At 49.6% G+C, this 14,579-nt stretch carries 14 protein-coding genes; 3 read left to right on the plus strand and 11 right to left on the minus strand.

Annotation, left to right across the window (positions count from 1 at the left end; genetic code table 11):
• Positions 1-76 precede the first annotated feature (76 nt).
• Together ACSR9A_RS10395 and ACSR9A_RS10400 are read right to left on the minus strand one after the other, a co-directional pair.
• Positions 77-772, minus strand: coding sequence for a stalk domain-containing protein (locus ACSR9A_RS10395; protein ID WP_473757091.1), 696 nt, complete (start codon positions 770-772; stop codon positions 77-79).
• 478 nt (positions 773-1,250) lie between these two features.
• Positions 1,251-1,838: a hypothetical protein gene (locus ACSR9A_RS10400; protein WP_473757093.1), complete on the minus strand. Its 588-nt coding sequence runs from the start codon at positions 1,836-1,838 to the stop codon at positions 1,251-1,253.
• Positions 1,839-1,897: 59 nt separating this feature from the next.
• Here ACSR9A_RS10400 and ACSR9A_RS10405 point away from each other — a divergent pair, with 59 nt between their 5' ends.
• Positions 1,898-2,233, plus strand: a complete 336-nt coding sequence (locus tag ACSR9A_RS10405; RefSeq protein ID WP_473757095.1) for a DUF3139 domain-containing protein — start codon at positions 1,898-1,900, stop codon at positions 2,231-2,233.
• Positions 2,234-2,426: 193 nt separating this feature from the next.
• Here the strand turns inward: ACSR9A_RS10405 and ACSR9A_RS10410 are convergent, their stop codons facing one another.
• From ACSR9A_RS10410 to ACSR9A_RS10425, 4 genes are all read right to left on the minus strand, one after another.
• The gene (locus ACSR9A_RS10410) at positions 2,427-3,791 is read right to left on the minus strand and encodes an MBL fold metallo-hydrolase (RefSeq protein WP_473757097.1); all 1,365 of its coding nucleotides are present in this window, start codon (positions 3,789-3,791) and stop codon (positions 2,427-2,429) included.
• A 3-nt stretch (positions 3,792-3,794) separates the two neighbouring features.
• Positions 3,795-5,465, minus strand: coding sequence for an ABC transporter permease (locus ACSR9A_RS10415; protein ID WP_473757099.1), 1,671 nt, complete (start codon positions 5,463-5,465; stop codon positions 3,795-3,797).
• A 92-nt stretch (positions 5,466-5,557) separates the two neighbouring features.
• Positions 5,558-6,643 (minus strand): ABC transporter substrate-binding protein, encoded by a 1,086-nt coding sequence (locus tag ACSR9A_RS10420; RefSeq protein WP_473757101.1) that lies wholly within the window; start codon positions 6,641-6,643, stop codon positions 5,558-5,560.
• A 56-nt stretch (positions 6,644-6,699) separates the two neighbouring features.
• Complete coding sequence (locus ACSR9A_RS10425) at positions 6,700-7,674, minus strand: ABC transporter ATP-binding protein (protein WP_473757103.1); 975 nt, start codon at positions 7,672-7,674, stop codon at positions 6,700-6,702.
• A gap of 223 nt (positions 7,675-7,897) precedes the next feature.
• Here ACSR9A_RS10425 and ACSR9A_RS10430 point away from each other — a divergent pair, with 223 nt between their 5' ends.
• Entirely contained in the window at positions 7,898-8,821 is a 924-nt protein-coding gene (locus ACSR9A_RS10430; RefSeq protein ID WP_473757105.1) for a LysR substrate-binding domain-containing protein, read from the plus strand.
• An 87-nt stretch (positions 8,822-8,908) separates the two neighbouring features.
• Positions 8,909-9,772 carry a hypothetical protein gene (locus ACSR9A_RS10435; protein WP_473757107.1) on the plus strand — a complete coding sequence of 288 codons (864 nt, stop codon included), beginning with the start codon at positions 8,909-8,911 and terminating at the stop codon, positions 9,770-9,772.
• Positions 9,773-9,906: 134 nt separating this feature from the next.
• Here the strand turns inward: ACSR9A_RS10435 and ACSR9A_RS10440 are convergent, their stop codons facing one another.
• The 5 genes from ACSR9A_RS10440 to ACSR9A_RS10460 all read right to left on the minus strand — a co-directional run bounded on the left by ACSR9A_RS10440 (position 9,907) and on the right by ACSR9A_RS10460 (position 14,485).
• Positions 9,907-11,583 carry a ribonuclease J gene (locus ACSR9A_RS10440; RefSeq protein ID WP_341279960.1) on the minus strand — a complete coding sequence of 559 codons (1,677 nt, stop codon included), beginning with the start codon at positions 11,581-11,583 and terminating at the stop codon, positions 9,907-9,909.
• Between the two features lie 126 nt (positions 11,584-11,709).
• A complete protein-coding gene (locus ACSR9A_RS10445; protein WP_473757109.1) occupies positions 11,710-12,084 on the minus strand; it encodes a hypothetical protein in 375 nt (124 codons plus the stop codon).
• A 47-nt stretch (positions 12,085-12,131) separates the two neighbouring features.
• Positions 12,132-13,196 (minus strand): histidinol-phosphate transaminase, encoded by a 1,065-nt coding sequence (gene hisC, locus ACSR9A_RS10450; protein WP_473757111.1) that lies wholly within the window; start codon positions 13,194-13,196, stop codon positions 12,132-12,134.
• 96 nt (positions 13,197-13,292) lie between these two features.
• Positions 13,293-13,961: a YIP1 family protein gene (locus ACSR9A_RS10455; protein ID WP_473757113.1), complete on the minus strand. Its 669-nt coding sequence runs from the start codon at positions 13,959-13,961 to the stop codon at positions 13,293-13,295.
• On the minus strand, positions 13,958-14,485 hold the full coding sequence (locus ACSR9A_RS10460; RefSeq protein WP_473757115.1) for a GNAT family N-acetyltransferase: 528 nt from the start codon (positions 14,483-14,485) through the stop codon (positions 13,958-13,960). The genes ACSR9A_RS10455 and ACSR9A_RS10460 overlap by 4 nt, the downstream gene beginning before the upstream one ends.
• Positions 14,486-14,579 lie beyond the last annotated feature (94 nt).

A 14,579-nucleotide genomic window follows, 5' to 3' on the forward strand; every position in this document is an offset into this window, starting at 1 on the left:
GGAAGCAGCAGGGAGGATTTCTTTATTCCTATATTCCAATATTCATATAGCGAGGCGTTTGTTTCCCTCGTCAATCTTATAGTTTTGCTACGCTCACTGCGATTTTCTCCATTTGCGCCTGAGTCAGCACTTGGTCAGGGGAGCTGATGGTGATCGTACGGTCATCGAGCTGGAAGCTAAGCATTGGCAGATCGCTCGGCGTATACCATTTTGCTTTTACCCCGTTCGACAGCACGACCTCCTTGCTTTCATAACCGTCCGAGTAGTCTCTTGGAGATACATTGACGTTCATATGGTTGAAAATCACACTAACCCCGTCGCCGCCAGCAAACGATTTGACAAAAGCATCTCCGGCTGCCATCTGCTTAGGTGCATATGCCGTTTCGAAGCCATCAAATGCAGCGAATTCCTTCTTGATCGCTTTTATTTGCGCATCGCTGTATTTAACCTCCACATACTGCTCGGATGCTTGCTGCCCTTTGCCAATCAGCACCTGATTGTTTTTCGAATCATATTGAATCGGTGTATGGAGCGCTCCGGCAAGCGAGCGGACAGGCAGATACATTTTATCCTGATACATAATTGGCGAAAGCTTGTGGCCGTTCTCATCTTTAAGGGTATAAGCAGCTCCGTCGACTTTGACACTAATATTGCCATTCAAATAGGCTGAAATTTTTTGGAGGCTAGCTCCAGCATATACGCCTGCTGCGCCCGTCAATGTCATTCCAACAACTACCATCGATACGATACCTTTTTTCATGTTGTTTTTCATTTTTATGATCTCCTTTTGAATGCTCCGATTTTTTGTTTTATCTCTATTTTTATAATTTCAATTATTGGACGCTCTAGCTGGACGCTACTGCTGTCCCTCCTCGTTTGCCGCTGCTGCGTCCTCCCTGATGAATACAGTATATAAAGCGGATATCTCAAGACTACGTCCAGCTTGTATCTAACTTGTAAATAATATTGTGGGATGAATGCAAAAAAAGCTTGCAGCCTGGCTCAGAATAACACCCTTAATAAATTGCAGAGCTATCCTAATTTATTCTACCCCAGTCCTAAGAGTCCCTACTTCAAAGCTCCACCTTGCTTATTCAGCATTTTGTAAATGCTCATTTCTTGAACTTGTACAACATAAACGACCACATACGAAAACAAAAAACGACGCCTGTAGAGTACAGACGCCAGTTTTTATTCTGAATTTTTATATTAATCAGTTAATTTAGGGTAGTGCTTTGTTATGAGTTTATTTATGAGACTTTGAAACTACCTACCTTATTCATTACGAAAGAAGCCTGAAAATCTAAAGGAGTCCATATACTTGTTGATGTTCCCGTTTTATAATTGCCTAAATAAGGTCTATCAATATTTGTATCTGCTCCATAATAAAAGGATTGCCATATAAACTTTGTGCAATAATTTGAAGATATATTGCTCATTTTCAAATTTGATGTAAAGCTATATTCTGTGATTTTAGATACATTCTCACTTGCCCATTTACCCGCTTTACCTCGTTCTAAATAAGGACCAGCTGAACTGCCTTTATATACATACACATCTAAAGTAGTTCCCGAATCAAATCTGGACAGATAGGCAGTTAGAGACTCTCCTACTCCGCCTGATGCAACAGCTGGAGTGGAGTGATACATCTTACCATCATCTCCTACAATTGCTACATGGCCTACAAAGAAGGTTTGCCAACCTTTTGAGCTATAAATAACATCCCCGGGTGAAACTAAAATTTGGCTATTAGGATAGACAGCAGCTTCCGCTTTTGGTACTGATAGTGATAGAATAGAAGCTATCAATAATATTAATGCTGGAACAATTTTTTTCATATCATAACCTCCATATCCTTATTTTGTATAATTATATCAAAGAAAGGTTGTTTGATCAAATGAATAAAAAGAGGCTGATTTCTCTCGTCGCTATACTTGTTTTTTCACTAATTGCACTCTATACTTTTTTTTCTATAAAAGAATCCCAACTCAAAGAAAATGTCGCAAAATATCTTAAACAAAAAAACTATCAAGAAAGTGAAATACTTAGCATAGATACCTCAATAGCAAAGGCTCCTGTCTTTTCAGCTAAAGTAATTTTTTCTGATGAACCGGACATTATCTATTATTATAGAAATAAGGATGGGAAAATAATTCAGTATGGGACACCTTCTAATCTCAAAAGTACTAACAATACTGACGAACAAAACTTTAAGCATCAAGAGCATCAGTAAGTGAAGCTTAACTGTATCTCAAGCGATCCATTTCATAAATAAATACAAGGCATCCCCAAATCAGTATTGCAAGCAATACTGATTTGGGGATGCCTTGTCGTTTTTGACCTCTCAAATATAGAACTTCACCCTGTGACTGTGTCCTATTCAATATTAGGAATTAAGAGATTCCAGACCTTGAACTACCCACCATTTAAAAAATCAACCGATCCCCCGGACTCAGCGAATAAACGCCCTCATAGCCCTCTTCCTTCAACACCGCAAGCAGCCCGTCGGTTCTTGGCTTAACCGCATGCGCTAGCACAGTGGTGCGGCTGGGCACCCGCTTCAGCATCTGGCGGACATCCGGCAGGCCCTGATGCACCTTATAGCGGATATGCTGCACGGATAGCCGGTAGCGCGACGGGCCACTCCCACTGCCGCCACTGTCCTCGCTGCTCCGTAGTGCCACCTCGCCATAAGAGCCTGCAGCGAGATGTCCGGTCAGCAATACGGCATGGTGGGCGGCACCCGCAAGCTGCTGGTAGTACCACCGCGCAACTTCTGACTGCATCATGCCATCATTCGTAAAAATCAGGGCACTGCCCTTGCAGGCAAGCGCCCTTAAGCGCTCCTCTTCGCTTGCGACAATCGCAAGCCTGCCACTCGCCAGCAGCACCTCCATACGAGCCAGCGCTCCGCCGCCCAGCCATTCCGGCAGTGCAGCCAGCTGTTGGAGCGGCTCCATCAGCGCCCGCTCTACGATAAGCTGCACCTCTGGGAAGCACTCGCTCGCCCACACCAATAGCTCCTGCCCTCTTCCGCTCGTCGGCACCGGATAAAGCACTGAGCCCTGTGCCCGCAGCACCTCCTCGGTCGCCCGTTCCAGCTCCGCCAGCCGAACCGCCTGCGAATCCGGATTCGCCCCGTAAGCTGCGTCGATGATCGCAAGATCCACGATACATCTTGTCTCTGAAATCGGACGGTGGGCGGCATCCGCCCCTTCTCTGCCCCCGCCAATCGCTCCGAGTCGCGGCTCATCTGCCGCAAGCAAGCCCGATTCGGCAGTATAATCGCCTGAGAAATACACCAGCTTGCCATGCCAATCAAGCGCCAGCCATACCGCGCCTGGCAAATGCCCGCTGCGCCCCCATTTTAGGCGCAGGCCAGGGAACACGCTGCTCCATTCATCAGCGGTGGATCGCTCCTCCAAATAGGCATAGCGGATAGCCGCAATATGCTCATCCCCATAAGGGAGCTCGGCAGCCTGTGAGCGGGCATAACGATTCCACGCCTGAAAATAACCCGGAAGCTGCTGCGCCGTCACGCGGCTCGTCCATACTTCACCTTCATAACCATGCTTATACAGCAGCGGCAGCGCCATGGAATGATCCTCATGCGCATGCGATAAGAATACCGCTTTCAGCTGCGGAATCACTTCCGGGCTAATGAGCGGATATTGTCCGCCGCCTTCTTTTTTCCCGCCGCAGTCCAGCAACACCGCTTCGTCTTTATATTGCAGCAAATAGCTGGAGCGTCCATGTTCGCCCGCTCCACCCCATATGGTCAGTTGCATCATCAGCTATTCCACTTTCTGTTGTGAGCTAAAAACATTCATCGCCAGCAGCAGTATGGTTGTGACGCCGACCGTTATGACGGCCATTGCCATCCCCATCGACACCTCTCCCTGCTCAAACTGGGCAAAAATATAGGTCGCCGACGTTTTCATCGACGGCGGCAGGACGAGCAGCGACGCCACCAGCTCCCGATTGGATATTGTGAACGTCATCATCCAGCCCGCCAGCATGCCGGGCAGCAGCAGCGGCAGCAGAATCCGCCGCAGCACATATAGCTTGCGCCCTCCAAACACTTGGCCCGCCTGCAGCAGCATCGGGTCGATTTGCCCGTAGCTCGCTTTCACATACTGCACAGTGTAAGGCAAGAACAAGATGACATACGTTAGCACCACCATGCCGTATGTATTGTAAAGCGGAATCGGCATCCACTTCGCATTCCATAACAAAATCAAGCCTACGACGATAACGATGCCCGGCACTGTATTCGGCAGTAAGCTGAACAGATCAACCAGCTTCTGTCCAGGCGTACGCGAACGCTGCACCGTTAGGGCGAACCATGTACCAAGCACGACGGCAATCGTGGAAGCGACAATCGACAGGCCGAAGCTGTTCAATAGCGCATCCAGACTGGAAGAACCCGGCGTAAGCAGCTCCACATAATGCTGAAGCGTCAAATTGTCCCATGCTAGGCCGACGCCGCGCAGCTTCAAGAGGGATGCCGTAATAATCGAAAAATAAGGAATGCCGATGGAGGCAATGAGCAGTACCGCAATGTACAGCCAGCACAATATCCGGCCCCAGCGGCTCATCGTCGCTGCCTGCTTGATGGCGCCCTTGCCGCCGACTAAACGATAGGAATAGCGGCTGCTAATCGTGCTTTGGATGTACCACATCACAAGGCAAGCCGCGAGCAGCACCGAAGCAAGGGAAGTCGCCTTGCCAAAATCAATCGGCCAGCTGGAAATATATTTATGGATTTCCGAGGTCATGACGTAAAAGCCGATTTTGCGCCCAAAGGTCGCGGGCGTGCCGAACTCGGCAATCGTTTTTACAAAAATGAGCAGGCTGCCCATGACGTAGCTGGACAAGAGCAGCGGCAGCACGATGCGCCGCAAGCGGTACAGGAAGCCGCCGCCATGTACCGCTGCCGCTTCCTCCATGCTTCCGCCGATTTGCAGCAGCGCATTGCGCAGCAGCAAATACAGAAACGGAAATAAATGCAGGCTCATAATCGCCACCATGCCGCCAAAGCTGAAGAAGGCGGGGGTGATGGCCGAGGATGCCGGAATGAATTGCTCCATGTAGCCATTCGTCTGCATGAACAGCATCCAACCCATCGACCCGATGTAAGGCGGCGTCATGAAGGGGATGAGCAGCACGATATCCAGCCACTTATGGCGGCGCAGCGGCGTCTTCGCCATAACCCAAGCCAGCGGGAAAGCAAGCACCGTCGTCGCCGCGATGACGCATAATCCCAGCCAAATCGAGTTAAACAGCACCTCGCTTAGCTCGCTCTGCCTAATGATTTGCAGCGGTGCCAGCAAATCCAGCTTCTGGTCGGTATATAAGCTCGTGCCGAATACGATCAGCAGCGGCGCGAGCACCAGCATCCCGAGAAGCGCCAGCGCCAGTCCCATGCCGAGCCAAACATAGTTTTTGAACAAAGAGGATTGCATCGTCAGACCACCTATCTATTACCTGTCTATTGCCAGCACCGCCTGATACCTGATGCCTTAGGGCAGCAGATATCAGGCGGCTGGTGTTCGCTTTATTTAAACAATTGGGTAAACTTCGTCGTCACGCTGTCGCTATTTTCGTTCATCCACTGCCAGTTCACGTTAAAGGTAGGAATTTCGTCCACACTTGCACGGTCCTTCGCTTCCACATCCGAGCGGCCTGGGAGCAAATATGCGCCAGTAACCATTTTCTGAGCATCATCGGAAAGCAGATAATCGATAAAAGCTTTGGCATTGTCAGCATTTTTGGTCGTGCCGACAATGGCAGCCGGACGCGGGCTAATAACGCTGCCCTCTTTTGGATAAACAATATCAACCGGCTCGCCAGCCGCTTTCGCTTTGTAAGCCATGTAATCAACGCCGGCGGCTACAACAGATTTCGCTCCTGTAATAACCGGATCAAGCGCCTCTTGATTCGCACCTGCCATCGCTACGCCGTTTTGCTTGTAGCTGTCGAATAGCGACCAGCCGCTATCGCCCGATGCGCTCAAATAGCCGGAAATAAAATCAAGTGCCGAGCCAGACAACGATGGATCGGGAATGTTGACCTTGTCCTTCCACTCCGGCTTAGCCAGATCCGCCCATGAAGCAGGGGGCGTCTGTACGAGCTTCGTATTGTACACAATGCCAAGCGCAGAGGCGCTGTAGCTGAAATATTGCCCGTCTTTATCCGACCAGTCGGCAATCAGCTTGTCCGCATTAGCCGCATCCGGATAGCTCATCAAAATGCCTTCCTCTTTCAATACCTGCATCGCCGGAAGTGAAGCAAGCACAAGCACATCAACCGCTGGATTGGATTTCTCCGCTTCCATGCGGGCAAGAATTTTGCCCGTTGTGCCTTGAAACATCTCGACCTTCACGCCAGTCTTCGCTTCAAAGCCTTCCTTTATTTTGTTCGCAAGCCCTTCTGGCCCTGCGCTGTAAACGACTACGCTGCCGCTCAGTTTAACCTCTGTTTGCTGCGGCTGCTCTGCTGCTGTAGAAGCGGCTGGTGCCGAAGGTGACGCAGACGCTTCACTGCTTGCTTGTCCATTGCTTGCTGCTGTTCCGCAGCCTGCCAAGCTGACTCCCATAAATGCGGTTAAAGCAAGCATCATGCCTTTTTTAGCTAATTTCATTGGTAGGGCCTCCCGATTGTTCTCATTTTTATTTGTAAAACATATATCCCACTCGTTTATGACACCACTTCGTGCACATGCTCCGGCGAGGCGTAAACTTGCACCTTATCGCCAACGAGCAGCCTTGACGGCGAGTAGGCCGTCCAAGTGCCCAGATTCTCCTGCATCTCAAGCTCTACCTCATAGCGGTCGCCCATGTAGCTGGCATGCCGCACCTCCGCCTCGAAGCGATGATCCTCAGCATGCGCCTCGCGAAAGCGCACATGCTCCGGCCGCAGCATCCACTTGTCCTTCATCAGCCAATTGGACTTGCCGATAAAGCGGGCGACGAAGGGATGCTCTGGGGCGCTGTAAATTTGCTCCGGCGTCCCTTGCTGCAAAATCTCGCCGCCTTGCAGCACAACAACCTCATCCGACATGCTCATCGCCTCCGTCTGGTCATGGGTGACGTAAAGCGCCGTCACACCCGCTTCCTTCACCAGATGGAGCAGCTCTGCCCGCATTTCATCGCGCAGCAGTGCATCCAGTGCGCTGAGCGGCTCGTCGAACAGCACGAGCTGCGGCTTCATGACGATCGCTCTCGCAAATGCGACGCGCTGCTGCTGTCCGCCGGACAATTGATGGGGATAACGCTTCTCCATACCCCCAAGACGGACGGTCTGGAGCGCACCTAGCACCGCTTCCTGAAGACCAGCCTTCATGCCGGCAGCGCGCAGGCCGAAGGCGACATTTTCAAACACCGTCATATGCGGCCAAAGCGCAAAATCTTGAAACACCATTCCGAATTGCCTTTGATGAGCTGGCTTATTGATCCGCTTCACTTTGGAATAGTAGCACTCTCCATTCACATGAATCTCGCCGCCATCCGGCGTCTCAAGTCCTGCGAGCATTCGCAGCAGCGTCGTTTTGCCGCAGCCTGAGGGGCCGAGCAGCGTTGTAAAGCTGCCTTTGGCAATCGATAAGCTGGAAGGCCGCAGCGCCTGAACAGCGCCGAAAGACTTTTCCAAATGATTCATTACGATATGTCCCATATGCATTAACCTGCCTGTCTATTAAATGACTGGCGGAGCAGGCAGCCGAGGCTTCCTTGTCCGCTAGGCTTTAAGCTTGACCTCAGTATAGCCCCCGACTATTCGTTGTTTATTTGAGCTGTGTAAATGAAAGATTAACTTTTTAGTGGATTTGTTTTAACATTCATCGAATTTTTCTATGCTACTTTTATACATATCCGCTAATAGTAGGAGGCAACCGCCTGTGAATTTATTGAAGCTGAAAATTATTGAGCTGCTCGACAAGCATAAGAAAATTACTCCCGTTGCCCACGAGCTAGATCTCAAGCAGCCGACCATTACCTATCATATGAAAAGCCTGGAGCAGGAAATGGGCGTCAAGCTGTTCGAGACGCGGGCGGATAAAATGCTGCTGACTGCGCCTGGCAAAGCGCTGCTTCATTATGCAGTACGCATCAACAAGCTGGCGCAGGAGGCCGAGCGCGTCGTTATGGAATACGGCAGCCTTGCTCGCGGGAAGCTGACCATTGGAGCGAGCTACGTCCCGGCCACCTATGTGCTGCCGGAGGTGCTGAGCGATTTTTCCAAACATCACCCGGGCATTGAGATTTCAGTGCTGGTGAAGCCCGCCCCTATTATTAAGGAAAAGCTGTGGAACCATGACATTCATCTCGGCCTCATCTCCTCCGAGCCGTTCGAGCAGCCCTCCTTGTCCACGCATAGCATTTGCGAAGATGAGCTGGTCGTTATTTTTGCCCCTACTCATCATCTGGCTGCTTATGAAACGCTTAATCCGGGGCTTATTTCAACCGCAAATTTTGTGCTGCACGGCGAGCAGTCCAGCACACGGGAAATGACAACGAGATGGCTGAACAATCACCGCATTGACCTCATCGGGCCCATTGAGCTCGATTCGATCGAAGCCATCAAGCAGACGGTGCAGCAGGGCGGGCACATTGCTTTTATTTCAGAGCTTTCCGTGCAGGAGGAGGTTCGGAAAGGGCAGCTGCTTATGCGCAAAATTCCTAATACCCGCTTTCAGCGCTCGATTTATTGCTGTTATAACAAGGACCGTTATGACTCCCGGCTGACCGAACAATTCATTGATACCCTCCATAGAAGCTTTAAAAATTCTCCGTCCCCATCCATTAATTATTGGAAAAATTAACATAAGTCGTTTCCGTTATTGATTCCTCACGAACAATAGCTCCCTAAAGTAGAGCTTGTACTTCCATTATGAAGAGGAGCTGAGATAATGAAACATTGGTTAACGAAAGCAGGCACGATGGTATTGAGCGCAACGCTGCTGCTGTCGGCGTTCCAAGCGCCCGAGACTGTACAGGCAAAAAAACAGGAAGCAAATATGGTCCCATCCTACGAGGTCAAGCTGCTGCTGGATTCCACGCAAGTGTTGAACAGTAATTTAACGCTAACCTCCGCGGTAAGCTCCCAGTTCAATCTGACCACTTCGAGACAAACCAATGTGGAATATTTCGATACCAATAGTCATGCTCTGGATGATGCAGGCTGGAATGCGCGTTTTCGCAAAAAAGAGGATAAAAACAACTACGAGCTCACGTACAAAAAACGCTATCCCGTGCAAAACGGCAACATCGATGCAGCGCTGACGCTCGCCAACACAGAAGGCTTCGACATCACCGATGACAATTACAAGGCGGAGATCGATTGGGGCTACAGCAAGCAGACGCTAAGCATGTCAGTGGATAAAAAGGTGACTAAATCCTTGAATGGCGCACTCGGACTTCCATCCGAATCCGCAGCTCGACAAATGCTGCTCGACGAGCTGCCAGGCAAGCTGAAAAACTGGGGAACAAGCAATTGGGGCAAGACGCAGCTGCAAAACTCGCGCGCTTACGGCCCTGTTCTCACAACTAAGCACACAGGAACGTGGAATGGCCTTGAGGTGGACGTTGAAATTTGGCCCATTCGCAATGCTGCGGGTACAGGCGTAGAGCCAATCGTGGAAATATCCTTCAAAACGGATGAATATAGCGTAGCTAATACGAACCGCACCGCGCTAATCAACAGCTTGAACAGCCTGGGCTGGCTTGTGCCAGCAGACGGGCTGAAAACACAGCTTGTATTAGAACGTTATTAAATAACTAGGTTATTGAAAAGCAGAAGACCGCATAGCCACCTGTCGAAACAGGTCGGTTATGCGGTCTTCTTGTTCATAAATCTATTCAATGATCGGCTCACTAAGCAAAGTGAAGTGGACTGGTTAGGCGCCGATTAAACTTCCATGATGATCGGAAGAATCATCGGCTTTCTTTTCGTTTGCTCATATAAGAATCGTCCGAGCGCGTCTTTTACATTAGATTTTAGCGTCGTCCATTGATTGACGTTGTCGCTAATTGATTTAGTAATGGTGCGGGATACAATGCGGCCTGCTTCGTCGAGCAGACCTTCCGATTCACGTACATAGACGAAACCGCGCGAAATAATATCCGGACCTGACTTGATTGTTTTATCCTGCTTGCTGATTGTTACTACGACAACGAGAATGCCGTCCTGCGACAAATGCTTGCGATCGCGCAAAACAATATTGCCGACATCGCCAATGCCCAGGCCATCGATATACGTATTGCCGGACGAAACTTTGCCCGCTTTGCGTGCTTGGCCATTTGCAATTTCGACCACCTCGCCGTTATCGACAAGGAAAATATTTTCCTTCGCGACGCCTACTGCTTCAGCAAGCTTCTTGTGATGAAGCTGCATCCGGTATTCGCCGTGAATCGGAATGAAATATTTTGGAGCCATCAGATGAAGCATCAGCTTCAGCTCTTCTTGGCTGGCATGGCCGGATACGTGCATGCCTGTAGCAGCGCCCTGACCGTAGATAACGTTCGCGCCAAGGCGGAACAGCTCGTCTACAGTACGGCCAATGCTCCGCTCGTTGCCTGGAATCGGCGTAGCGGAAATAATGACCGTATCTCCTTCCAGAATTTCAATCTGGCGGTGATTGGAACGTGCCATACGCGTAAGCGCCGACATTGGCTCGCCTTGGCTGCCCGTGCACAAAATGACGACCTGATTGTCAGCATAACGGTTCACTTCATTCGTTTCAATAAGCATACCGTCAGGAATATTCAAATAGCCTAGCTCTGAAGCAATCGTAATCATATTGACCATACTGCGGCCAATAATCGCCAGCTTGCGGTTCGTTGCGACACCCGCGTCAATAACTTGCTGCAAGCGGTATACGTTCGATGCGAACGTCGATACGATAACACGGCGCTCTGCTTTGCGGAAAGCGTCTATGAAGTTCGCTCCGACGTTTCTTTCCGAAGGCGTGAAGCCCGGACGCTCTGCATTTGTGCTCTCCGATAGAAGCGCCAGTACGCCTTTGCGGCCAATATCAGCCATGCGGTGAAGATCAGCATGGTGATCATTAACCGGCGTCTGATCAAACTTGAAGTCGCCTGTGTGTACAACGACACCTTCAGGCGTATCCAGTACAACACCGAGGGAATCCGGAATACTGTGGTTCGTACGGAAAAAGCTTGCAGTTAGCGTCCCGAATTTCAGCTCGGATTCTGCATGAATCAAATGTCTTTCCGTTGCGCCCAGCAGGCCGGCTTCCTTCAGCTTACCTTCGATCAGTCCCATTGTCAGACGACTTGCGTAGACAGGCAGGCTAAGCTGCTTCAAAATATAAGGTAATCCACCGATGTGGTCTTCATGGCCGTGCGTAATTAGCAGCGCTCTGACCTTGTCCTTGTTCTCGATTAGATAAGAAATGTCCGGCACGATAATATCGATGCCCAGCAGCTCTTCATCGGGAAACTTGGAACCGCAATCAATGACAATAATATCGTTAGCGTATTGTACTGCGTACATATTTTTCCCAATTTCACCTACGCCGCCCAAGGCAAAAATGGATAGTTTGTTTTCTGTTCTGTTATTCAAAATAATCCTCCTATTTTATAAGACTGACGACGATTAATATACATCAAACTAAAAAGATCCGAACCAGTCACTTGTCACCATTATAGCACGAAAATTTAATAAAAAGGAAATAGGCTTATATGCCTTTTATTCCTTGTTCATTCGACCCAAAATGTAAAGCAAGCCTTTAACAAACATTCCCATAAAAGCCGATGCCGCTACCGTGCATAAATTCAGCCCGTGAATATAAACAACGAGCAAACCTCTGGATGTCACTTCATCAGATAAAGGGAGCAACAGCCCAAGCCCATACGATAAAATGACCGTAATGGGTACCCAAAGCACCGGAATAAATAGCGGGAAATACCAATAGTGTCCGCTAAAGCTTCGAACGATGGCTATCGTATAAAGCACGCCAAGCAGGACCAGCAAAGTGAATACACCATTCAAAATCGTCACGCTGTAAGCCGTCGCATAATACAAAGTATTGCCGATTAACGAGAAAATTAAGCTAAGCAGCATAACCCTCCGCATAGCAAAACCGAACGGCGAACGATTTTCCTCGCTCATTACGGCTTTACAATGTCAGCGATTACGTTAAGAAAGACGTCCATTTCCTCATCCGTACCAATACTTACCCGCAAATACTGATCTATGCGAGGCTGCTTGAAATATCGAACGAGTACGCCCTGCTCGCGCAGCTTGCCAAAAATCGTTTCCGCCGCTTGGTCAGGGTGGGAAATGAACAGGAAATTGGCTGTGGAATCGGTCACGACAAAGCCGAGTTCCCGCAGACGCACAGCCGTCTGTTCTCTAGTCTGATTCACCTTAACTGTAATCTCCTGGAAATATCCCTCATCTTCTATAGCCGCAACAGCACCCGCAAGTGCTAAACGATCGATCGTATAGGAGTTAAACGAATTTTTCACACGGTTAAGACCATCGATAAGCTCCTCGCTGCCAATCGCCCAGCCAACCCGCAAGCCAGCCAACGAACGCGACTTTGAAAGCGTCTGAATAACGAGCACATTCGGATAATCGGCAACTAGCTTAACGGCCGATTCGCCGCCGAAATCAATATAGGCCTCGTCAATGATGACCACTTGATCGCGGTTATGCTCAAGGATCGAGCGGAACTCGTCAACCGGAACAAGCATCGCTGTCGGAGCATTCGGATTGGGAATGACAATGCCGCCATTCTCACGCGTATTAAATGACTCCAGAGGTATACGGAACTGCTCATCCAGTGGAATTAAATCCGCCTGCAGCCCGTAAAACTCGGCATACACTTTGTAGAAGCTGTATGTAATATCGGCAAACAGCACCGGCTTTGCAGGATCGAAGAACGCCGCGAAAGCGAACGCCAGCACCTCATCGGAGCCATTGCCCACAAAAACCTGGCTTGGGGAAACCTTAAAATAAGAAGCCAGCGACTGCACAAGCGCTCCGCTCGTAGGATCAGGGTATAAGCGCAAATCCTCATTTGCCGCCGCTTGGATCGCCTCAATCACCTTCGGTGAAGGCGGATACGGGTTTTCATTTGTGTTGAGCTTAATATATTGCTTGTCCTTTGGCTGCTCGCCCGGCACATAAGGCACTAACGATGCCGCAAGTGGGCTCCAGAACTTACTCATGAGTCAAGCTCCCTTCATTCTATTAACGGCCCCTGCCGTTTGTCCGTTTTATTCATCCTCATTCAGCATAAAACATTTTGATGCCGAATGCATCCACTAATTTGCGATTATGCCAATAACTAAAAAAGGCAATACAAGAATCATTACAAGCACGAATACGGCGAACATAATGATTAATGAAACGCCAAGTGAACGCCAAGCTGAAAACTGATGGGCCTCACCGACCGCATGCAGCATAATAATGAACACCCAAATGGTCAAGCCAATTTTAATAATCGCGAACAGCAGGCTAAGAGCCATCAGCACGCCGCCTGGAAGGTCAAGCCCCGAGGCCAGTCCACCCGAATATACAAGCGTATCGGTAAAGCTCCTTCTTCCTAATAGCACAAACTGCGGAATCCAAAGCAGTCCGATTAATACGGAAGGCGCCAAAACGCCACGGGCAAATGCAATGTACATCTGATGTCTGGTGGCAGTGCCACCGAACCACGAGCCCACCCATTTATACAAAACGCCGGATAAAAATAATCCCCCGATTCCAAGCGGTGCGCCAACTAAAACCGCCAGCAGCAATAGCAAGCCCAAATAAATATGATTACCCCACTCATTATCCGCTCCTGTATCCAAAAACTGAAAGATGCCACTGAATAAAGCAATTACAACAAGCGGCCAGAATGGTCCCGGATTCTTGAGAAAATGCCTAACCGTCTGACGAGGATGAATCCATACGCGAAACCAATATTTCCAATTTCCTTGCTGCATCATTTTTCCCCTTTCGTCCTTTCTCCAACTCGCAGCCCCATAATAACCAAATCGCGCTCCACCCCATCCAGTTCCGCCACTTTCGGCATGTACGCCCATTGCTCAAAGCCGAACTTGCCAAGCAGGCCCAGGCTAGGAGCATTGTGGGCAAAAATAAAGCCGAGCAGCGTCCGAATATGCAAGGCCGGACATGCCTCCAGCGCATGCTTCAGCAGCATGCTTCCCAAACCGCTTGCACGGTGCTGCTCGGCAATGTAGATACTGATTTCGGCTGTTGCCTGATAAGCGGGTCGTCCATAAAATGACTGAAAGCTGAACCATGCCAGCAGCTCTCCATCCTCTTCCACTACCCAGAGCGGCCTAGTATCCGGCGCATGCTCATCAAACCAAGCCTGCTTTGCTTCCACCGTTGACGGCTCCAAATCCGCTGTAACCTGGCGAGATGCAACCGTTGAATTATATATAGCTACAATGCCGGACAAATCCTCCTGCACGGCATCGCGAATACGATACGTTTCCCCTGCCATAAACCGCTCTCCTTAGCGTCATATTATCAACATTTTACCACCGCAGCTGGAAATTGTCTGCCTACCTTGCCGCTTCAGTCGCAAGCCATCGATG

Source organism: Paenibacillus sp. R-74696 (genome assembly GCF_055814915.1).

Coding starts and splice junctions, on each gene's coding strand:
- ACSR9A_RS10395 (WP_473757091.1), bottom strand. CDS start 772: ATGAAAAACAACATGAAAAAAGGTATCGTATCGATGGTAGTTGTTGGA.
- ACSR9A_RS10400 (WP_473757093.1), bottom strand. CDS start 1,838: ATGAAAAAAATTGTTCCAGCATTAATATTATTGATAGCTTCTATTCTA.
- ACSR9A_RS10405 (WP_473757095.1), top strand. CDS start 1,898: ATGAATAAAAAGAGGCTGATTTCTCTCGTCGCTATACTTGTTTTTTCA.
- ACSR9A_RS10410 (WP_473757097.1), bottom strand. CDS start 3,791: ATGATGCAACTGACCATATGGGGTGGAGCGGGCGAACATGGACGCTCC.
- ACSR9A_RS10415 (WP_473757099.1), bottom strand. CDS start 5,465: ATGCAATCCTCTTTGTTCAAAAACTATGTTTGGCTCGGCATGGGACTG.
- ACSR9A_RS10420 (WP_473757101.1), bottom strand. CDS start 6,643: ATGAAATTAGCTAAAAAAGGCATGATGCTTGCTTTAACCGCATTTATG.
- ACSR9A_RS10425 (WP_473757103.1), bottom strand. CDS start 7,674: ATGGGACATATCGTAATGAATCATTTGGAAAAGTCTTTCGGCGCTGTT.
- ACSR9A_RS10435 (WP_473757107.1), top strand. CDS start 8,909: ATGAAACATTGGTTAACGAAAGCAGGCACGATGGTATTGAGCGCAACG.
- ACSR9A_RS10445 (WP_473757109.1), bottom strand. CDS start 12,084: ATGCTGCTTAGCTTAATTTTCTCGTTAATCGGCAATACTTTGTATTAT.
- hisC (WP_473757111.1), bottom strand. CDS start 13,196: ATGAGTAAGTTCTGGAGCCCACTTGCGGCATCGTTAGTGCCTTATGTG.
- ACSR9A_RS10455 (WP_473757113.1), bottom strand. CDS start 13,961: ATGATGCAGCAAGGAAATTGGAAATATTGGTTTCGCGTATGGATTCAT.
- ACSR9A_RS10460 (WP_473757115.1), bottom strand. CDS start 14,485: ATGGCAGGGGAAACGTATCGTATTCGCGATGCCGTGCAGGAGGATTTG.